The sequence below is a fragment of the Roseibium sp. 10G30-5 genome (assembly GCF_055809635.1).
This window is the reverse complement of record NZ_CM147918.1, coordinates 2,366,574-2,387,370: the sequence shown is the minus strand read 5'-3', so window position 1 is coordinate 2,387,370 and position 20,797 is coordinate 2,366,574. Positions and strand designations below refer to the sequence as shown.

The 20,797-nt window shown below is 57.1% G+C and carries 15 protein-coding genes and 2 pseudogenes; 8 read left to right on the top strand and 9 right to left on the bottom strand.

Annotated elements, in window-relative coordinates; translation table 11 throughout:
* Positions 1 to 3: 3 nt before the first annotated feature.
* Both AC0L7U_RS12110 and xylF read right to left on the bottom strand, forming a co-directional pair.
* Positions 4 to 1,300: pseudogene (locus AC0L7U_RS12110) on the bottom strand (sugar ABC transporter permease).
* Between the two features lie 167 nt (positions 1,301 to 1,467).
* The gene (gene xylF, locus AC0L7U_RS12105; RefSeq protein WP_473690988.1) at positions 1,468 to 2,496 is read right to left on the bottom strand and encodes a D-xylose ABC transporter substrate-binding protein; all 1,029 of its coding nucleotides are present in this window, start codon (positions 2,494 to 2,496) and stop codon (positions 1,468 to 1,470) included.
* 252 nt (positions 2,497 to 2,748) lie between these two features.
* Between xylF and AC0L7U_RS12100 the strand changes: the two genes are divergently transcribed.
* The 6 genes from AC0L7U_RS12100 (at position 2,749) to preA (ending at position 10,208) form a co-directional block, all read left to right on the top strand.
* Positions 2,749 to 4,023, top strand: a complete 1,275-nt coding sequence (locus AC0L7U_RS12100) for an ROK family protein (RefSeq protein ID WP_473690986.1) — start codon at positions 2,749 to 2,751, stop codon at positions 4,021 to 4,023.
* Positions 4,024 to 4,389: 366 nt separating this feature from the next.
* Complete coding sequence (locus tag AC0L7U_RS12095; RefSeq protein WP_473690984.1) at positions 4,390 to 5,529, top strand: di-heme oxidoredictase family protein; 1,140 nt, start codon at positions 4,390 to 4,392, stop codon at positions 5,527 to 5,529.
* Positions 5,526 to 6,293, top strand: a complete 768-nt coding sequence (locus AC0L7U_RS12090; RefSeq protein ID WP_473690982.1) for an FG-GAP repeat domain-containing protein — start codon at positions 5,526 to 5,528, stop codon at positions 6,291 to 6,293. The genes AC0L7U_RS12095 and AC0L7U_RS12090 overlap by 4 nt, the downstream gene beginning before the upstream one ends.
* Positions 6,262 to 7,230: a CRTAC1 family protein gene (locus AC0L7U_RS12085; protein ID WP_473690980.1), complete on the top strand. Its 969-nt coding sequence runs from the start codon at positions 6,262 to 6,264 to the stop codon at positions 7,228 to 7,230. The genes AC0L7U_RS12090 and AC0L7U_RS12085 overlap by 32 nt, the downstream gene beginning before the upstream one ends.
* A 282-nt stretch (positions 7,231 to 7,512) precedes the next feature.
* The gene (locus tag AC0L7U_RS12080) at positions 7,513 to 8,871 is read left to right on the top strand and encodes an NAD(P)-dependent oxidoreductase (RefSeq protein WP_473690978.1); all 1,359 of its coding nucleotides are present in this window, start codon (positions 7,513 to 7,515) and stop codon (positions 8,869 to 8,871) included.
* Positions 8,872 to 8,897: 26 nt separating this feature from the next.
* Entirely contained in the window at positions 8,898 to 10,208 is a 1,311-nt protein-coding gene (gene preA / locus AC0L7U_RS12075) for an NAD-dependent dihydropyrimidine dehydrogenase subunit PreA (RefSeq protein WP_473690976.1), read from the top strand.
* A 188-nt stretch (positions 10,209 to 10,396) separates the two neighbouring features.
* On the opposite strand, the gene AC0L7U_RS12070 is transcribed toward preA, so the two are convergent.
* Entirely contained in the window at positions 10,397 to 11,392 is a 996-nt protein-coding gene (locus AC0L7U_RS12070; protein ID WP_473690973.1) for an ABC transporter substrate-binding protein, read from the bottom strand.
* Between the two features lie 357 nt (positions 11,393 to 11,749).
* Here AC0L7U_RS12070 and AC0L7U_RS12065 point away from each other — a divergent pair, with 357 nt between their 5' ends.
* Positions 11,750 to 12,133, top strand: coding sequence for a response regulator (locus tag AC0L7U_RS12065; RefSeq protein ID WP_473690971.1), 384 nt, complete (start codon positions 11,750 to 11,752; stop codon positions 12,131 to 12,133).
* 107 nt (positions 12,134 to 12,240) lie between these two features.
* On the opposite strand, the gene AC0L7U_RS12060 is transcribed toward AC0L7U_RS12065, so the two are convergent.
* Both AC0L7U_RS12060 and AC0L7U_RS12055 read right to left on the bottom strand, forming a co-directional pair.
* Positions 12,241 to 12,675 carry a hypothetical protein gene (locus tag AC0L7U_RS12060; protein ID WP_473690969.1) on the bottom strand — a complete coding sequence of 145 codons (435 nt, stop codon included), beginning with the start codon at positions 12,673 to 12,675 and terminating at the stop codon, positions 12,241 to 12,243.
* Between the two features lie 28 nt (positions 12,676 to 12,703).
* Positions 12,704 to 14,887 (bottom strand): ATP-binding protein, encoded by a 2,184-nt coding sequence (locus AC0L7U_RS12055; protein WP_473690967.1) that lies wholly within the window; start codon positions 14,885 to 14,887, stop codon positions 12,704 to 12,706.
* A gap of 486 nt (positions 14,888 to 15,373) precedes the next feature.
* Between AC0L7U_RS12055 and AC0L7U_RS12050 the strand changes: the two genes are divergently transcribed.
* Positions 15,374 to 16,762 (top strand): L-serine ammonia-lyase, encoded by a 1,389-nt coding sequence (locus tag AC0L7U_RS12050; protein ID WP_473690965.1) that lies wholly within the window; start codon positions 15,374 to 15,376, stop codon positions 16,760 to 16,762.
* A gap of 19 nt (positions 16,763 to 16,781) precedes the next feature.
* Here AC0L7U_RS12050 and AC0L7U_RS12045 read toward each other — a convergent pair whose 3' ends face one another.
* The 4 genes and pseudogenes from AC0L7U_RS12045 to AC0L7U_RS12030 all read right to left on the bottom strand — a co-directional run bounded on the left by AC0L7U_RS12045 (position 16,782) and on the right by AC0L7U_RS12030 (position 20,727).
* Positions 16,782 to 17,834 (bottom strand): HoxN/HupN/NixA family nickel/cobalt transporter, encoded by a 1,053-nt coding sequence (locus AC0L7U_RS12045; RefSeq protein WP_473690964.1) that lies wholly within the window; start codon positions 17,832 to 17,834, stop codon positions 16,782 to 16,784.
* A gap of 100 nt (positions 17,835 to 17,934) precedes the next feature.
* Positions 17,935 to 18,544, bottom strand: a pseudogene (gene dhaL / locus AC0L7U_RS12040) (dihydroxyacetone kinase subunit DhaL).
* A gap of 1 nt (position 18,545) precedes the next feature.
* Positions 18,546 to 19,556 carry a dihydroxyacetone kinase subunit DhaK gene (locus tag AC0L7U_RS12035; protein WP_473690962.1) on the bottom strand — a complete coding sequence of 337 codons (1,011 nt, stop codon included), beginning with the start codon at positions 19,554 to 19,556 and terminating at the stop codon, positions 18,546 to 18,548.
* Positions 19,557 to 19,740: 184 nt separating this feature from the next.
* Positions 19,741 to 20,727, bottom strand: coding sequence for a class 1 fructose-bisphosphatase (locus AC0L7U_RS12030; protein WP_473690960.1), 987 nt, complete (start codon positions 20,725 to 20,727; stop codon positions 19,741 to 19,743).
* Between the last annotated feature and the right edge of the window lie 70 nt (positions 20,728 to 20,797).

Genomic DNA, 20,797 nt, shown 5'->3' with positions numbered 1-20,797 from the left:
GGATCAGTCTCCCGTGCGCTTGCGGTAAACGATGTCGACGAAGACGGCGAGAACCAGAACGATGCCGACGACAATGTTCTGCAAGGGCGCATCGACGCCCACCATGGCCATGCCGGATTGCAGCGACTGCATGATCAGGGCCCCCAGAATGGCACCGTAGATGGTGCCCACACCACCGGCCAGAGCCGTACCGCCAATCACCGCGGCGGCGATGACGCGAAGCTCGTCAAGAGTGCCGATGTCATTGGTGGAAAAGCCAAGACGTGCCGAAGCGACAGCACCTGCCAGAGCACAAAGCGCCCCCATGATGGCAAACACTTTGACAGTCAGAAAGCGGGTGTTGATGCCCGACAATTCGGCTGCATCCGGGTTGCCGCCAGTTGCGAAGATATAGCGACCCAGGCGCGTGCGCTGCGCCACCACCGTCATCACAACAGCCACGACGATCAGCAACAGCACCGAATAAGGAATGCCGTATCCGGTGGTGTAGCCGTCAGGCATGGTCTCGCCATGCGCTGCAAAGACACGACGCAAACGCGCTGCCGGAATCTGATAGGCCGTCAGGGTCCAGACGAACCCCAGAATGAGGAATGTCATCAAGGCCGACAGGACAGCCTCCGCCCAAGCCGGCTTGACCGGAAAGCCATGCGTCATCTTGCGCCGACGCGAATAATATTGCGCCGCCAGCGCAATCAGCAAGGCCGCGACGGCGAACACCCAGGAATCAGGTTTCACCAAGCGTACCCTCGATACCGCCAAGCTTCTTGAACGTCGGGTCAAGCGGGCCAATGGTTTGACCATCGGTAATGAACCAGGCCGCGTTTCGCCACACGAGCAGGCCACCCAGCGTGACGATAAAAGCCGGTATGCCGAGATACCCGATCAGCCAGCCCTGAAAGGCGCCAATCAGTCCGCCAATCACCAGGCCCGCAACAATCGCCGCAATCCACAAGATCGGGCTGTCGATGCCAAGACCGAGGGTATTCGGCAAAAACTGGGTTTGCGTCATGGCCATCACGGCCGACACGGTGGCGAGCAACGAGCCCACCGACAGGTCGATATGGCGGGTAACGATGATGAAAACCATACCGGTTGCCATGATGGCGACCGAAACGGTCTGGATGGTCAGGTTGAAGATATTTCGCGGGGTCAGAAACCGCCCGTCCGTGAACGTGTTGAACACGAGACAGAGCACGACGAAAGCACCAATCATTCCAAGAAGGCGCGTGTCGATCTGAAGGGCGGAGAAGAAATTGCTGACTGTCGAGCTTTTCTTGCCTGACAGGGTCTGATCAGACATCAGATAACTCCTGAGTGGAAACCCGTCGCGCCCCGGCGACGCTTGTCACAAGTACAATCTGGCTCCCGAGAGACTAGGCTGGGTGAGACAAGGCGGACCGAAACGGTCGTATTGCAAGTATGAAAATTGCCCGGCCACATGCCGGGCAATTCTAATGATGTGATCAGTTACAAGGGGCTGGGCCCTTGCTGACGCCCTGAGCACAGTTCATCCTTGGAAATCCAACCTGCATCGACGACGACGCTCAGGTTGTCCTTGGTGATCGGCACAGGCTTCAGGAAGCGAGCACGTAGCTTCTTGCCGCTCGGGGATGTCCACTCTTCGGAGTCAGAGACATCCGCGAGAGACTTGCCCTTGGCCATTTCCACTGCAATGTCCGCAGCCGACTTGCCGAGATCGCGCGAGTCCTTCCAGACGCTGACGGTCTGTGTGCCGCGGGCGATCCGGTTCAAAGCGGCCTTGTCAGCATCCTGACCGGACACTGGAATGCCCTGCATGCCCTGCGCCGTCAACGCAGCCACAGCGCCACCGGCGGTGCCGTCGTTGGAGGCAACAACCGCATCGACCTTATTGTCGTTGGCCGTCAGGATCTGTTCCATGTTGCGCTGCGCGTTGGCAGGCAACCAGCCATCGGTGTAGGCTTCTCCAACAATCTTGATCTTGCCGGAATCAATGGCGTCCTGAAGAACTTCCTGCTGACCCTTGCGCAGGAAATCTGCGTTCGGATCGGTCGGGGAGCCCTTGATCATCACGTAGTTGCCCTCAGGAGCTTCCTTGAGAACTTCGCGGGCCTGCATCCGACCAACTTCGGTGTTGTTGAACGTCAGGTAAAAGGCGCGCGGATCTTCGATCAGGCGGTCATATCCGACCACTGGAATGCCTTCGTCGGCAGCAGCCTGAACAGCCGGGCCGATTGCTTGGGAATCCTGAGCCAGAATGATCAGTGCGTTTGCGCCCTGTGCAATCAGGGCCTCAACGTCAGAGACCTGCTTCGAAGATGAACTCTGAGCATCGGCGGAAATATACTTCGCGCCCAGTTTGTCGAGTTCTTTCTTGATGGCAGCTTCATCTGTCTTCCAGCGTTCTTCCTGGAAGTTCGACCAGCTCACGCCAACCGTCAAATCAGCGGCATGGGCATAGGAGACAAGGCTGGCAGAAAGCATCAGACCGGCCAAAATCGTCGACGTCTTAAACATGAATTCTCCTCCTCAATACAAATTGGGTTAACCCGGCGCCACTTACCTCCTCGGGAGCCGAGGTCATCCCAGCGGGCATAATCGATCTATTTTTTTCGATGCCCAAAAAAAAGTTGCTCTAAACAACCGCAACTGTCAACATGAATTTGCTTCTGGCCAGAAATATAAAAAGCCAGTTTCATTTCGCAATGCAACAAAACGCAAATAATCTCGGGGAGGAGTCGTCTTGAAAACCAAGGCGATCTGGGAGGAATGGCACAAAGAACTGACCATGACCTGATCAGGCGCAAGAACAGACAGATTATACTGAAAAACCTGAGGCGATTTGGCGCCTTAGCACGTATTGATCTGGGCCGCCTGACGCAGTTGAGCCCGGCGACCATAACCGCCATTACATCGGACCTGCTGGCCGAAAGTCTGATTGAATCCATTCCGGACAATCCGACGAAACTGCCGCAAAGCCGAGGGCGTCCGCGCGCGCTTTTGCGCCTGAACCCGCAAGCCGCTCATGTGCTGAGCCTGCGCATTTCCGTCAATCGTCTGCACTTCAATCTGGCGGATTACTCAGGTGCAACCGTGTCCAGCGAGACGGTTGGATTTTCCAGCGCCTCAGCCACCCCGGGCACTTTCCCGGCCACTCTTGTGGCCTGCATTCACCAGTTTCTGGATGACGCAAAGATCGACCCGTTGTGCATCCGCGAAATCGGCATTGCAGCGCAAGGTGTTGTGGAGACACACAGCGGTCAGGTGACCTGGAGTCCTGCCCTGCACTCCGGGCCGATTCCCATCGTCGAGCCTGTCCAACGGGCCTTCAATGCGCGCTGTACCCTGTCGAATGATACCAATATGATCACCGAAGCGCTGCACTGGAGTGATCCAGCGCGTTACAGAGGCACCTTTGCCGTGGTCATGCTGGACTATGGCGTTGGTATGGGCCTTTACATCGACAATCGCCTGTTTTCCGGAGCCAATGGCATGGCGGCGGAATTCGGCCATGCCAACCACATGCCGGACGGCGCGCGGTGCCGCTGCGGCAAGGACGGCTGCCTTGAAGCGTATCTCTCGGACTACGGGCTGGTGCGCATGGCGCTCAACCTGCCGGATGCCACGCCACCCGATGACATTCCAGCAGGCATCGCCGGTTTGAAAAAACTCATCCGCGAAGCCGGGGCCGGGAATGAAAGTGCGCTCAATGCCTTTGCCCAGGCGGGCAAGGCGCTTGGCTATGGTATCGCTCGGCTGATCGCCATTCTGGACCCGGAACGGGTTGTCCTGACAGGGGCCGTAACCGAGGCTTACGCCTTCATGGAACCTTCGATGCGCAAGAATCTGGAGGAAGCGCTCGTGAGGGATCTGCGCCAAAACCGACAAATCGACGTCATGCCCTGGGAGGACGATTATATCGGCCTTGGCTTACGCATTCGGGCGCTCGATCACCTTGACAACACGGGACAACGCGCGGTCGCGCACAGCGTTACTGTTGCGCCAGAGGCGGCGGACCCGCTTTCAGCGGAGGAGACTTCATGATCCAGGCACCTTCCTTGCCCAAACGTTGGGTCAGCAAGTCAATTCTGGGCTTGCTTTGCAGTGTTACACTGGCTCAATCGACACTGATCGCCGCAGCCGAAAGCCCTGCCGCCTCCGCTCCCACAGCGGGCGCATCAGATGTACCGGCACCGTCCAAGATGTATCCCTGGGATGAAAGAGTGCTGCATCAGAACCCGGATTTCGACGCACTGGCGCGACAAGCGGCAAAGGATCCGCAGCCTTTGCTTGATCTGGGTGAAACCCTGTTCGAGGGCAAGTTCACTCACGAGGAAGGAGCTGGACGCCCCAACGCCACACAAGCGATTATTCCCACCAAGGCGACGACGCCCGCCCCGTCATCCGTTCATGCGGTTGTCTGGCCCGGACTCCAACGCCTGTGCCAGTTGTCATTCTGTGCCCGTGCCCGGTGGCGCAGGGGATTTCACCGCCAATGTGTTCGTCTCCGAAGGATTCGAGAGCGCCGACTTCGACACAACCGATCCGCAATTTTCCAATGAACGCGGCACCAACGCGTTGCAAGGTTCCGGCCTTGTGGAGTTGCTTGCCCGCGAAATGACTGCGGACCTGCGCGCCCAGCGCCGCAAAGGACTGGAGGACGCCCGCGCGACAGACAAGAGCGTGGTCATCAAGCTGTCCTCCAAGGGCGTGTCCTTCGGAAAGCTGACAGCTAACCCTGACGGCACCGTCGACATCAGCCAGCTTGACGGGGTCGATCTTGATTTGATGATCCGGCCCTTTGGCCAAAAAGGCGTATTCGGCTCCTTGCGCCAGTTCACGGTGAATGCCTTGAATCAGCACACCGGTATGGAGCCAACCGAAAGGTTCGGCGAAGAATGGACCGGCACAAAAGACTTTGACGGTGACCACATCGACGACGAGTTAAGCCCGGCGCAAGTCTCCGCGCTGGTGGCCTGGCAGGCCACTTTGCCCGCACCAACCCGCAAGACCGATCTGCCCGAGATCTGGAAACAAGCGGCCGCGCGAGGCGAACAAAGGTTTGATGAAATCGGCTGCACCGCCTGTCACAAGCCCACCCTGCCGCTGGATAACCTGACGTTTGTCGATCCCAACCCCTACGAGAACGCAGGAACCTTGCGCTCAAGTGAGGTCAAGACCCCGATCCGTATTGATCTGGCGCAGTATGATTGGGTCAAGGCTCTGCCGCGTGATGCAAAAGGCCGCATCCTTGTTCCCCTTTACGGCGATCTGAAGCGACACAAAATCACCGATCCAGCCAATGACATTTTGGGCAATGAACTGTTGAGCCAGAGATTTGTCGCCCGCGACGTGTTTCTGACCGCCGAACTCTGGGGCGTGGCCAGCACCGCGCCCTATGGGCATCGTGGCGATCTGCCAACCTTGAACGAAGTCATTCTGGCGCATGGCGGTGAGGCCAAGGCCTCGCGGGATGCCTATGAAGCCCTGAGCGAAGACGGACGCCAAAGCATGATTGCATTTCTCAGAACCCTGGAGATTGCAAAATGACCCCGCTTTATTTGATCGTTCGCCCCCTTTTCATAACCACTGCCATGGCGGCTCTGCTGCTTGGCGGCCTGATCTCGGCCGCCTCTGCAACCGACCAGAAGGGCGCGCAACGCGCCGTCTCGAAGGCACCTGTGCCGCATTTTGTCGAACAGGCGGTCGCCGCTGGCATTGATCACGCTTATACCGGCCCCTGGGAATATTTTGTTGGCGGGGGCGTCGCCATTCTTGATTGCAATGGGGACCGGCGGCCTGATCTGTTCATGGCGGGCGGCACCACACCGGCGGCGCTTTACGTCAATGAAAGCCCTACTGGTGGAGCGCTAAAATTCAAGGAAACGCCGACGGGCTTGAGTGAAAGCCAAGTGACGCGGGTGCTCGGCGCCTATCCTCTGGATTACAATAACGACGGACATATGGATCTGGTCGTGTTGCGTCTGGGCGAGAACCTGCTGTTGAAAGGCGATGGTGCCTGTCACTTTGCCAAGGACAATCGTACAGCCCATTTTGACGGTGGACGTGACTGGACGACAGCGTTCTCTGCCACATGGGAAACTGGCAACAGCTTTCCGACGCTTGCGATCGGCAACTATGTTGACCGCTCCGCCCCCGGTTCACCCTGGGGCACTTGCAGCGACAATTATCTGTTTCGCCCGCAGCCGCAAACCAAGGACGCACAGGAGCCCGACTACAGTGATCCCTTTCGCCTAAGCCCAGAGCTATTGCAGTCTGTCGATGCTCTTCACCGACTGGAACCGCTCTGGTGAGCCATCGCTGCGCGTCTCCAATGATCGTCAATACTATCGCGGTGGCGAAGAGCAGCTTTGGGCCGTGCATCCAGGCCGCCCGCCGCGGCCCTATCGCCGCTCGGACGGGTGGCGTCATCTCAAGATCTGGGGGATGGGCATTGCCTCCATCGACCTCAACGTTGACGGCTACCCGGAATATGCGCTGACCAGTATGGGCGATACCAAGCTGCAAACGCTTGACGATGAAAGTGACGAGGTGCTGCCCGTCTATCAGGACATCGCCTTTGATCGCGGCGTCACCGCCCATCGCCCCTACACGGGCAAAGACTTCCGCCCGTCGACCGGATGGCATTCCGAATTCGAGGACGTCAACAACGACACCTTATGGGATCTGTTCATTGCCAAGGGTAATGTTGAAGCCATGCAGGACTTTGCGGCCTATGACCCGGACAACCTGCTGCTCGGCCAATGGAACGAGAAGTTCGTCGAGGTTGGCGACATTGCCGGCATTGCCCTTAAAACACGGGGACGTGGCGCGGGGCTGGCCGATTTCAACATGGATGGGCTGCTCGATCTTGTCGTGGTCAACCGGTCTCATCGTGCCAGCCTGTTTCGCAATGTCGGTGCAGGCAATGCTGATACCCCCAAGCCATTGGGCAATTGGCTGGCGGTGGAATTGCACCAACCCCGCGCGCCCAACCCGAATGCGGTCGGCGCCAAGGTGAGCGTCAAGATCGGGAACCGCAGCATCGTGCGGGATGTGCAGGTTGGGGGCGGACATGCCTCGGGCCAGATGACCTTCCTCCACTTCGGTCTGGGCGTGGCAGAGCGTGCACAAATCCGTGTTCGGTGGCCCGACGGCAATTGGAGCCACCCCTATCGCGTCTTCGCCAATCATCACGTCATCATTGATCGCGGCGCAGACAGCGCGCGATTGTGGTTTCCACCAGAGTGATTTTCGCGACACCGTAAATCTTATTCCTTGCGCGTGACAAACGCGCGAGGGGCAGTTTACCGCGCAATTTTGAGGCGTGCCATTATTTTACGCAACTGCTCGTTTTGTGACAACCTGTTGAATTTCCTATCTAATAAAATATGATTATTTTATTCATATAATATTCGCAAATAAAAATATTTGACTAGTCGTTCAAAAAATTTCCCAATACCGGACAAGATCCTCTTCACCACAAAGAAAGAGGGCGAAACGTGATGACATCACCTTTCTTCCGGAGGTCAAATGGCCGAGACACCTGCAGTTCCAGACATCGCATCGGGGCGTTTGTCTGACGAAGAGTACATTCACAACTTCAGCGACCTGCACCCAAGACTGGATGCACATGAGGCGTTGGTGGAAGCTGACCGCTGCTACTTTTGCTATGATGCACCGTGCATGCAGGCTTGTCCGACGAGCATCGACATCCCCCAATTCATTCGCCAGATTTCAACGGGCAATCCGGATGGCGCCGCGAAGACGATCTTCCGGGAAAACATCATGGGCGGAATGTGCGCCCGTGTCTGCCCGACAGAGACCCTGTGCGAACAGGTCTGCGTACGCAATGTTGCAGAAGACAAGCCCATTCGCATTGGCCAATTACAGCGCTTCGCCACAGATCACTACATGGATGGGCACACACGCCCGCCATTTGAGCGCGCCCCAGCGACAGGAAAGCGGGTGGCCGTGGTTGGCGCAGGTCCAGCCGGTCTCGCCTGTGCCCACGCTCTGGCCGTCCACGGTCACGACGTCACGCTGTTCGAAGCGCGAGCAAAAGCCGGCGGCCTCAACGAATACGGCATAGCCTCCTATAAATCCGTCGATGATTTCGCGGCCCGTGAGGTTGAATTCATTCTGGCGACTGGCGGCATGAGCATCGAAACCGGCAAGACGCTGGGCGTGAACCTGTCGCTGGCGCATCTGCGCGACACTTATGACGCGGTGTTCCTGGGCATCGGCCTTGCCGCAGTCAATGCGCTGGGTCTGGAAGACGAAGACCTCGGACAGGTTCTCAATGCCGTCGATTACATCGAGACGCTGCGCCAGAGCGATGACCTGTCGAAGCTGCCGGTCGGGCGTCGTGTGGTCGTCATCGGTGGCGGTATGACAGCGGTTGATATTGCCGTGCAAATCAAACGCCTTGGGGCTGACGATGTGACCATCGCCTATCGGCGAGGACAAGACCGGATGAACGCCAGTGGCTATGAACAAGACCTGGCACAAACAAATGGCGTCAAAATCCTGACATGGGCGCAGCCACATGCCCTGATCCGTGAGAAGGACCACCTTACAGCCATCGACCTGGAACGCACAACCGAGGACGCCACAGGTCGCCTGACAGGCACCGGTGACATCCTCCGACTGCCCGCCGACATGGTGTTCAAAGCCGTAGGACAAGCACTTAAAACCGGAGACCTGAACGGATCCGCCACATCGACAGAGCTTTCTGCCGGACGCCTGAGCATTGACGCGGATGGCCGCACCTCGCTCGACAAGGTCTGGGCCGGAGGCGATTGCAGTCTCGGCGGCGAAGATCTGACGGTGACCGCCGTGCAGGACGGCAAGACTGCGGCACAATCCATCCATACCTATCTTTCGGCCTGAGCCGGTGTCCATCAGGAGAGTTCGAAATGGCCGACCTTAGAAGCAACTTTATCGGCATCAAGTCCCCCAACCCGTTCTGGCTGGCCTCCGCGCCCCCCACCGACAAGGCGTATAACGTCGAACGCGCGTTCAAGGCCGGATGGGGCGGTGTCGTCTGGAAAACGCTGGGCGAAGATCCGCCCGTCGTTAATGTCAATGGCCCTCGCTACGGCGCAATCCATGGCAAGGATCGCCAGCTCATCGGCCTCAACAACATCGAACTGATTACCGACCGTCCGCTGGAGGTCAATCTGCGCGAGATCAAGGAGGTCAAGCGCAAGTGGGCGGACAGGGCACTTGTCGTGTCATTGATGGTGCCTTGCGAGGAAGACAGCTGGATTTCCATCCTGAAGCGCGTCGAGGACACGGAAGCTGATGGCGTGGAGCTGAATTTCGGCTGCCCGCACGGTATGAGCGAGCGCGGCATGGGATCTGCCGTGGGCCAGGTACCGGAATACATCGAGATGGTCACCCGCTGGGCCAAAAAACACACCCGGATGCCGGTCATCGTCAAGCTGACACCAAACATCACCGATATTCGCAAGCCCGCACAAGCCGCCAACGCGGGCGGGGCCGATGCCGTGTCGCTGATCAATACGATCAACTCTATCGTTGGCGTGGATCTGGATGCGATGGCCCCGACCCCGACAGTGGACGGGAAAGGGGCCCATGGCGGCTACTGCGGCCCTGCCGTCAAGCCAATCGCACTGAACATGGTGGCCGAAATCGCAAGAGATCCAGCCACCTATGGCCTGCCTATTTCCGGCATCGGCGGCGTGACCAACTGGCGGGATGCGGCCGAGTTCATGGCCCTTGGCGCCGGTAATGTGCAAGTCTGTACGGCTGCCATGACCTATGGTTTCAAGGTCGTCGAAGACATGATCGAAGGTTTGAGCGACTGGATGGACGGCGCGGGCTACGCATCTGTTGACAAGGTGGTCGGCAGGGCTATTCCGAATTGCTCCGATTGGCAGCACCTGAACCTGAACTACATTGCCAAGGCGAAAATCAATCAGGATCTCTGCATCAAATGTGGACGCTGTCACATCGCCTGCGAAGACACCTCACATCAGGCCATCACGGATCTTGTTGAGGGCGCTCGTCACTTTGAAGTGAAGGACGAAGAATGCGTCGGCTGCAATCTTTGCGTCAACGTCTGTCCTGTCGAAGACTGCATCACCATGGAAGCCATGCCGGTGGGATCGGTTGATCCGCGAACCAACATCCCGGTGCGCGAGACTTACGCAAACTGGACAACCCACCCGAATAACCCGATGGCAGTCGAACCTGCCGAGTAACCCCAAGGCCTGCAAAGAGCAGCCAGACTGGAGCGGCAGTGTTCATCTGCCGCTCCTTTTTTATGCCCGAAAGCCGCCCAAGGCGACTTGATCAGCACTGTTGGAAATACAAAAAGAGCGGAACCGGTCACGGCCCCGCTCTCTTCAAGACACCCGCATGCACCTTTGCCCCCTCCATTGAGGCACCGTTACATCTTGTCGGTCACAACCGTAGTGGTGGCCCCTTCGGGCTTTTTGGTGATGACCGGATCCGAACCGCCCGACAACAGCGTGTCGACGGTGCGTTCGTAGGCTTTCATGTCCAGTTTTCCATCTGATCCGTCGACCAGCTTGGCAACTTCCTTGATCATGCGCAGCTGCACTTCTTCCGTCTGCGCACCGGTGGCATCATTCTCAAGTACGATGTCGGTCGCCTCTTCCGGATGGTCTGCCGTGTAGGCCCATCCCTTCATGGAAGCCTTGACGAAGCGGGCAAGCTTATCGACCATCTTCGGGTCTTTCAGGCTGTCCTGAAGCACATAGAGCCCGTCCTCTAACGTTGCGACACCCTCGTCTTCGTATTTGAAGACCTTGAGGTCGCTGGCCGGAACACCGGCATCAATCACCTGCCAATATTCGTTGTAGGTCATCGTGGAAATACAATCGGCCTGCTTCTGTAACAGGGGGTCAACGTTGAACCCCTGCTTCAAGACCTTGACCCCCTTGGGGCCCCCATCCGTCGGAATGCCCAAATGCGCCATCCAAGACAGGAACGGGTATTCATTGCCGAAAAACCAGACGCCGAGAGTATGCCCCGGGAAATCCTGCGGCGTCTTGATGCCACTTTCCTTCAGGCACGTCAGCTCCATGCCGGACTTCTTGAATGGCTGTGCAATATTGACGAGTGGAACGCCTTTCTCGCGTGATGCGAGGGCTGACGGCATCCAGTCAACAACCACATCGGCGCCACCTCCTGCAATCACCTGAGGTGGAGCAATGTCCGGGCCACCGGGCTTGATCGTAACGTCCAGACCCGCATCCTTGTAAAAGCCCTTGTCCTTGGCGACGTAATATCCTGCAAACTGGCCTTGTGTGACCCACTTGAGCTGCAACGTCAGCTTGTCCTCAGCCGCATGAGCCGGCGCCATAACACCTGCCACCAGCACCGCAGACAAACTTAACGCCTTCAATGAACCCCAAACCATTCCCCAATCCTCTCCTGTTACGGCCCTGACCTTCAAACATCGAACAAACCACCCAAGATCGCCGATCTTTCTGCCAAAACCTGAAACGGCTTACATCGCGCGCAGATGCATACCAGTCTGCGTCTCTTGTGCGTCTCAGATCAAAGCGTAGTAATTTGCCTGCATATTGGTCAAGGCACATTTTTAAGCGGACACGATTAGAAAATAACCGCAACACACATTGGTGCAACCCAGAGATGTACGCAACATCCCTCATGTCAAGATGTGGAATTGCTGTCATATGACAGCAGATCTATAATTACGCCGAGCAAGGCAGCCAATTGCACTTGCCCGCACAATCGGGAAGGAAATCCCTACATGCCGACGAAGGTGCTTTATGTCGATGATGAAGAAGATATCTGTTCGATTGCCGTCATCTGCCTCGGTATAGACGACGATTTTGACATTCGGTATTGCTGCTCTGGCCACGAAGCGCTGACTGTTGCCGCGGACTGGCACCCGGACATCGTTCTCCTGGATATCATGATGCCCAAGATGGATGGGATTACCACCCGTAAAGAGCTCAAGAAGATCCCTGCAACCAGCAAGACGCCCGTCATTTTCATCACGGCAAAGGTGCTCGAAAGCGAGCTTCAGGAACTGTCTCAGCAAGACGTTCTGGGGGTTATTCAAAAGCCGTTCGAGGCGATGTATCTCGCCAAACGTGTGCGGGAGCTGATGGAAGGCCGGCAGATCGCCTGACAACCGCCCAATGGCTCACGCCGTCCCGTACACACAAGCCCCGAACAGGACGCCATTGTGTGTGCCTAAGGCGCTGGCTGACAGAAATGCGCCACGGCAGTTCTTTTCTATGCGGCTGAATCTTCCGGGTTATGATGCGCCGCCAGAAGCGCCTGCAAACGGCGATGAATTTCGCTGTACTCTGTCGAGGACTTCCTCAGGAAGAGGTCAACGCGCAGGTCCGTATCGCGCTCCTGAGCGTCGGCGAGCGACACGACGATAAAGCCATTTGCCTTGCCTGCCTGATCCAGCACGGCCAAAGACGACCCGTCAGCAGGGTCATCGCCCAAAATCAGCACCTCATACACGTTGTCAGCCATGAGTTCGCGCGCGGCTGCCAGGCTCGCGGCATTCACAATCCTCAGGTCTTGCTGCATGACATTGGCAAGAAGGTCTGAGAAAACCGGATCCGCCTCGAGATGCAACGCGCGAGGACGGCGATCATCCTGCAACGCCTCGGTTACTGCCACATCCTGCATGTGCACCGTTTCGGGATCTGCCAACGGAAACTCGAACCAGAAGCATGAGCCCTCACCAAGGTGTGCTCTCGAAATCCATGGCCCCGCCCATATCCTCAACAAGACGCCGGGCAATAGACAGGCCCATACCGGTGCCTGGATGCTGACGCGAGATTGTGGAATCAATCTGCAAGAACGGCTGGAAGATCCGATCCCGATATTCGTCCGCGATGCCAATTCCCTCATCCGTCACCAGCACCCGTGCCCGACCATTATGAACCCTGATCTGAATATCAACGCGACTGGCATCTTCTGAAAACTTCAACCCATTGGACAGCAGATTGGTCAAAACCTGCTGCAAGCGTGCCGGGTCTACGAAGACGAAAACACGCTCATCCGTTTCGTCCCACAGCAGTCGGACTTCCGTCTCGGCCTCGGCCCATTTCAACATGGAGACAGTCTTCGCGGCCTCTTCGTGCAACTCTACAAGTCTGCGCGAATACCCCATCTTGGCACTGGCCAGCTTCTCAAAATCGAGAATGTCATTGACCAGTGTCACAAGGCGTTCTGTGTTTTTGCGCGCGAGTTGGAACATCCCGGTCATCTGAGCGGGCAAATCATCTGCCATCATGCCATCAATCACGTCGAGCGATCCACGAATGGAGGCTAACGGGGTACGCAATTCATGCGAGACTGTTGCCACAAATTCAGATTTGATCCGATCCATTTCGCGTCGCTGCCGGATGTCGCGCAGAATAGCGGTGTAGATCCGACTTCCATTCAGCCCCACCTGAGACACCGATATTTCAACCGCAATGTCATTGCCGCTTCGGGTCGTCATATCCAGCTCGCGCAGCAAGGAAGATCCTTCCCCCTGTCCCAGAACCCTGATGTCCGTCAGCAAGGCCTGCTCGATGTGCTCACTCACCAGTAATGCCGACAAGCGTTGTCCCGCAACATCTTCCGCCTTGCAATCGAACATGCGTTCACAACTCGGATTGAGCAGGGTAATCACGCCGTTTTCATCAAACACCATCAGACCATCATGCACGGAGTTGACGATGGTCAACGCGCGCTCTTCACTTTCCAGAAACTGCAAAGTGCGGCGCTTGAACGATTTTGCCAGATCCCCAACCTCGTCATCGAGCTGCACCGGCAACTCGTCGACCAATCGATTGTCCGGAGCGGTGAGAATGATGTCTACCATCTTCTTGAACGGCATCATCATGCGTCGCGCAACAATCAAGGCGATGACCACGAACACCAGGATCATAATGAGCCCGACTTCGACAATCAGGCGGCGCGCCTCTTGCAGGCTTCGGTAAAAAATACCCGTCGCTTCTTCATAAAAAACAGTCAGGCTTGGGATGTTGTTTTGCGAGTTACCATTCACTCGCACATGAAATGACGTCACCCCGTCTTTTTGCACCAGACCTTCTTCAGGTGACTGGCTGTCGATCATCTGCAATTCCGGCGGCAACTTGAAGTCAGGATCCTGTGACAACTTCATCCGACCGACTGGTGACGTCGCCTCTGGATCATATTCAATGTAGCTCTGGTCCCCGATCGCCACGATGGTCTTCTTTTCAGGAGAGATCGTCTTCAACGCCTCCTGCAAAAACCGCTCATCATCCACATTGATCACCAGGAACCCGAACGCCCGCCCATTGGGTGTATAGACAGGCATCATACCGCGGATCGTCGGAATGTTGCGCGGGTCTCGCGATCCTTCTTCCCGATTGTAGGATAGATCAGAAAAAATGACTTTACCCGGCGGGGCCATACGGGCGCGTGAAAAATAAGGTTCGCCGGCCTTGTTCTGCAGATCCGACGTGATAACGCGAACGATCCGCTCGCCTCGGCGATCAACGCGAATGAGCTCCTGTCCGTTATCGGCAAAACTGATGAAGCGAATTTGGAAGTAACTGCCTTCGCTCTGCAAGAGAGAAACAAAAATCGTCTCCAGACGCTGGGTCCATTCCTCGGTCGTCGAACCATCTTTCGGGTCTACACCGCCATTCGCAGCTGAGCGTATCAACCCCTGAATGGACGGTGTTCCATATAACGTCTTCAGGTCTTTGCCGACCTGATCATAGGACAATTGAAACCGCTGGGCCATCAACCGGGTCTGGCTGGCAAGCTTCTCACGCTGCAACGCAAAAGTTACATTATAAATTCGCTCAACAGCCATTCCCCCGATCACTGTTGTGCTGACGAGCACGCTGGCAATAATCAGTAAAAGAATGCGTTTTTGCATGGAAAGCCTTGAAGCGCGCATAATTCCCCCGACGCTAAAGACGATTGCCGGGAGAAAAGCAAAACTGGAACATCCCCATTTCGCTCACAGACTCCCCTTGAAAAAAAGCGCGATAAAATACTTAAATCACGGCCTGCCGAATTGAAGAACAGGCCCTTCACTCGCGCCAAATCTACAAATAAAAGATTTACAACTTTATATAAAACGAAGGTTCCCTGTGACACTTTTCCTTGCATAAAACACAGAAAACAAGAATCTGACGAATAACTGTTAGTTTTACCAAGAAATGCGTTCGCAGGAGGCATGAAGAGACGCAAACTCGGAAACCACGGTTTCCAAATCTGCCACTACCTGATGGAAACGCCCACTTTTCATCAGAAAGCTCTTGCACGTACAGGCCGATTAGTGTCACGCCAGTGGCTCCTCTTTCACGCTCAAGCCTGCGGGCAGCCCTCCTCTTGAGACCTACCGGGAACGGAGAACCACGTGTTTCTGTCCATCTTCGATCTCTACAAAATCGGTATCGGCCCTTCCAGCTCACACACCATGGGCCCAATGACCGCAGCCGCAACGTTCCTGAGCGCCATCAAACAACACGCAAGCTCGCAACAAGCCGTACGGCTGAGAGCCTCCCTGCATGGGTCTCTGGCCTTTACGGGCGTCGGCCATGCGACGGATCGTGCCGTGATCTTCGGATTGTCCGGCTATGCTCCAGACACGATCAATCCCGATGACATGGCGACAATTTACCAGACGGCTTTAGAGAGCAAACAGGTGCACCCCGCAGGCCATCCAGCTTATGCGTTTGATCCCGACCATGATCTTCTCCTGGACCGCAAGACGATGCTGCCAGGTCATACCAATGGCATGGCCTTCGAAGCGCTCGACGCGACAGGAGAGATCATCCTGCGCTGCGTGTATTATTCCGTTGGCGGCGGCTTTGTCGTCTCCGAAGAGGAGCTGAACGCACCCGGTCCGCTGCCCATCGGTCAGGACAAGGAAACAGTGCCGTTTCCCTTCGCCAACGCCAGACAAATGCTGCAAATGTCGCGCGACAGCGGCTTGTCGATTGCCGCAATGAAGCGCGCCAATGAAGAAGCGCATCTGTCGCGCAAGGACGTGAACGACCGCATCGACCGCATCTGGCAAACAATGCATGACTGTGTCGCCCGTGGCATGACGCAAGACGGGATCATGCCGGGGGGCCTGAAGGTCAAACGCCGCGCCAAAGCGCTGCGAGAGCATCTTCAGGCGCAGGAAGGCTCCAACCGTGCCAATCCGCTGCTTGCCAACGACTGGATGTCCGTCTTTGCCATGGCCGTAAACGAGGAAAACGCGGGCGGTGGTCGTGTCGTGACCGCGCCCACCAACGGGGCGGCTGGAGTCGTGCCAGCAGTGCTTGAATACTACAGTCGCTTTTACGAGGGGGCCGACGCCGAGGGCATTCGCACCTTTTTGCTGACGTCTGCGGCCATCGGCGGGATTATCAAGTCAAATGCCTCGATTTCGGGGGCGGAAGTCGGCTGTCAGGGGGAAGTCGGGTCAGCTTCGGCTATGGCAGCCGCAGGCTTTGCCGCAGTTGTTGGCGGCACACCGGACCAGGTGGAAAATGCGGCAGAGATTGCGCTGGAACATCATCTCGGCATGACCTGCGACCCGATTGCCGGGCTGGTACAAGTGCCCTGCATTGAACGCAATGCGCTGGCCGCAGTCAAAGCCGTCACCGCCGCCTCATTGGCCGTCATGGGGGATGGCAGCCATTTTGTCTCGCTTGATGCCTGCATTGAAACCATGCGCCAGACCGGCCTGGACATGAATGAGCGCTACAAGGAAACCAGCCTCGGCGGGTTGGCCGTCAATGTGGTGGAATGCTGACGCTCACAGCATGTCGCGATCAGGACGGCGACGCCGTTCCCAGATCACCATATCGCCGAACCTTGTACCAGACCAGAGACACCACCCAACTGGCCAGAAACAGGCCAACGACGGCATAGCCGATGTTGACCATATCATCGTTCAGGTGGCCAATGAACGCCCAGACACTGCCCTGCAACGACAGCTTGTCGATCAACAAGCCACAGGTTTCCAGGCCGCCCACGAAAAGCGCCACAACGACCGAGGCGAAGGTCATCGTCAGATTGTACCAGAGCTTGCGAACCGGATTGATGCGCGCCCACCCATAGGCTTCAGTCATCAGTGCACTGTCGAGCGTATCGACCAATGCCATGCCGACCGTGAACAAGGTCGGGAAGATCATGATTGTCCAATAGGACATGCCTTGCGCGGCCTGCGCGGACGCAATGCCCAAAAGCCCGATTTCCGTTGCCGTATCAAAGCCCAGCCCGAACAAAAACCCGATTGGATACATATGCCAGGAGCGTGACACCAATTGGAACATGGGCCGGAACAGACGCGCCAGAAAGCCCCGGCCAGACAACAGCGTATCCAGCTCTTCGTCCACCAGAGGGGCACCGCCGCACACCTGCCGAAAAGTCCGCCACAAGCCAATCAGAATGACGAGGTTGACCAGCCCGATCAGCATGAGGAAAGCGGCGGACACCGTGGTGCCGATCACGCTGCCGATCTGGTGAAACGCTTCCAGTTCGCCCTGCATAGCTGTTGCCGTGATCGCCAGCAGGAATGAGGCAATGAAAACAATACTGGAATGGCCGAGCGAGAAGAACAGACCGGTTGAAAACGGCTGTTTCTTTTCTTGCACAAGCTTGCGCACGACATTATCGATGGCCGCGATATGATCCGCATCGACGGCGTGACGCAGGCCGAACATATACGCCAGAAGCGCTGTTCCCAGCAGGGCCGGATGCCCGGAAAAGGCGGTCCAGACCCAAACCCAGGCCGCGATATTGCAGGCAACCAGGCCACCGAATGTGACCAGTGCCTTCATATGAACTCGATCAGGATGATCATCAAACGGATGGACAAGCACAGACGCGCTCCCTAATGGTGCGGCGCATATATTGGCACATCCAATTTCAGGGAACCAGTCCCTGCCAAGGCAAACTCCACGACCGCCATCCCTTCAAGGCTCAACGGTCGAAGTGTTCGCACATACAGGTGATGATCATGGCGGCGGAAACGGCACCCGGATCGGGGTTGCCACGGCTTCGATCTCCCAAACGAGCCGCCCGACCCATTTGTGCCACCATGTCGGTGGTCGCGTCTGCGCCTTTTTGAGCGGCTGTGGCAATCTCTTGCAAAGATGCACCCGAAGCGGCAGCCTCGGCTGCAGGAGCCCAGGCATCCAACATGGTTTTCTGGCCAAGGCTCCGCCTTGCCGCGTTGCTGGATGCCATCGCGCATGGCGATGATCATATCGCCGACCAGTTCCTTGGGGGCAGAGCTTTCTGTTCCGGCCACCTTGCCCGCCCGGAGCATGGCGGTTGCATACAGTGGCCCCGAGGACGCTCCGACCGCATTGAGAAACGCCTTGGCGGCAGCATTAAACACGCCCTGCAAGCCGCCTTCGGTTACCTCCGACGCGGCCTTGGAAGCTGCCGTCATGCCTTGTTCCATGGCAATGCCGTGATCCGCGTCACCGATCACGCCGTCAAGCTGGCACAGGTGATCGCGCTCTTCGCTCATCTTCGTGGCCAATGCTACGAACAAGGCTTTGACATCCTCTGAAGACATACTCATTTCAACCCTCCCGAAACATGGCACAGTCACACGGATGATCGAGAAGCTCTGTCAGCTCGTCATCCAGATGCATCAAGGTGATGGACGCACCTGCCATTTCCAACGAGGTGCAATATGGCCCGACCAGAACCTTATGGGCTGCAAGCCCCGCCGCCTTCAGCCGCGCAGCAACACGCGCATGAAGAATGTAAAGTTCCATCAGCGGTGTTGCGCCCAGCGAATTGACCAGCACAGCAACGCGATCACCTTTTGCGGGATTCATCTCGGCAAGCAGCGCGTCCATCATTTCATCGACCGTCTCATTGGCACTGCCCAGCGGACCACGGCGAACGCCCGGCTCGCCGTGGATGCCCATGCCGACTTCCATTTCACCGGCTGGCAATTCGAAATTTGGCTTGCGGGTCTGCGGCAGGGAGCAGGGCGACAGCGCCACACCCATCGTGAAGGTGCGCGCATTGGCACGACGCGCCACACGCTCGACCTCGTCGAAGGAATACATCTTGTCGGCCGCCGCACCCGCTACCTTGAACACGAAGACATTGCCAGCAACACCGCGACGCTTTCCGGCCTGATCGACCGGCGCTGAGGCGATGTCATCCGTGGTCAGCACCGTGCGGGCTTCAATCCCGTCGATTTCGAGAAATTCCGCCGCCATGTCAAAATTCATCACATCGCCAGCGTAATTGCCATACAGGAACAGCACACCGGCATCTCCGTTGGCCGCCTTGGCGGCGTCAATGATCGGCTGCGGCGGTGGTGAGGCGAAGACATTGCCGACAGCCGCCGCATCAGCAAGCCCCTTGCCGACAAACCCCAGGAATGAGGGTTCGTGACCGGATCCGCCGCCAATGATCACAGCCACTTTGCCGGGCCGCGGACCCGACTTTGCGATCACCGCACGCGGCGCATCCTCCGGTCGCCACAAATGATCCGCATGAGCAGCCAGAACACCGTCCAGCATTTCGTCCACGGCCGCATTGCCATCATTGATCAGTTTCTGGGTTTTCGTCATCTGCGGGCCTCCCATCCCATTGAATATCATCGCAGGCTTGGCTCAACGCCAACCTTTTCAGCACGTACAGCAGATACCCGCGATCCTGAGCCAATGTGAAATATCGAGCGCAAGAACGGCATAATCATGGTCTGCTCCGAAACCCAATGATGGTGCCCTGCACATCAGGCGCGAGCAGAGTCTGTTACACGCCGCCACCGAGGTAAGTCATCAAAGTATCGACCGTCTCTGCCGACCCAAACATCAGCGGCACTTTTTCATGCAGACTTGTGGGCACACGCTCAAGAATCGGTTGAGTGCCATCGGTTGCCTTGCCACCCGCCTGAGCCATCAGAAAGGCAATTGGAATCGCTTCATAGACAAGTCGCAGATGGCCATTCTCGTAGCCGGGGCGGCTATCACCGGGATACAGAAACATGCCGCCTTGCAAGACAATGCGGTGCAAATCGCCCACGGCAGCGCCAAGCCAGCGCATGTTGAAATCACCGCCGAGCGGTCCATCGCTGCCCGCCAGTGCGTCTTGAATGTAACGCTGCATGGCCGGGGACCAACGACGCTGATTGGACGCATTGTAGGCCAGCGCACGCGACGCCGGTTTCAACATCTGCCCTTCCCGCCACATGCGGTAGTCACCAACAGCCGGATCATAAACGGCAAGACACAGCCCTTCGCCAAGGCTGAACCCCAAGTCAGCTGAATGACCAAACGAGGCGTACCCTGCCGCCAGAACACTGTACCCATTGCGCAGGAAACCCGCATCATCTGCCGCCAGAACGGAAAACAGCGTGCCGAGTGGCGCGCCTGTACCAATGCTTCCCGAGCCGTCAATCGGGTCGATGGCAACATCAAAGGCCCCATCCGCATTGAGCAGAATAACGTCTTCGGCTTCTTCAGAGAGAACCTGCCGCACACCGGCTTTTTTCAACACCTCAACCATGTAGACATGGGTCTGAAGGTCGAGCGCTTTTTGCCGGTCACCGCTTTCATTCGTTCCAACGATGGCCGCCGGATCGCCCGGAAGACCGCCCACAGCCAGCCGTTCGGCAATTGGACCAAGCGAGGCTGCGATCGCCGCAACGATTTCGGCCACACCGGCCATCTGCGTCTGACGCTTCAGATAGTCCGACAGCGTTTCTGCCGACGAGGGTTCATCATTGGGGAGTTTCAGCATCGCAACCGCCTTCCAGAATTAGACAGCCGACGGATCGCAGCCGAAAACAGACCTTGATCCCTGTCTTCGG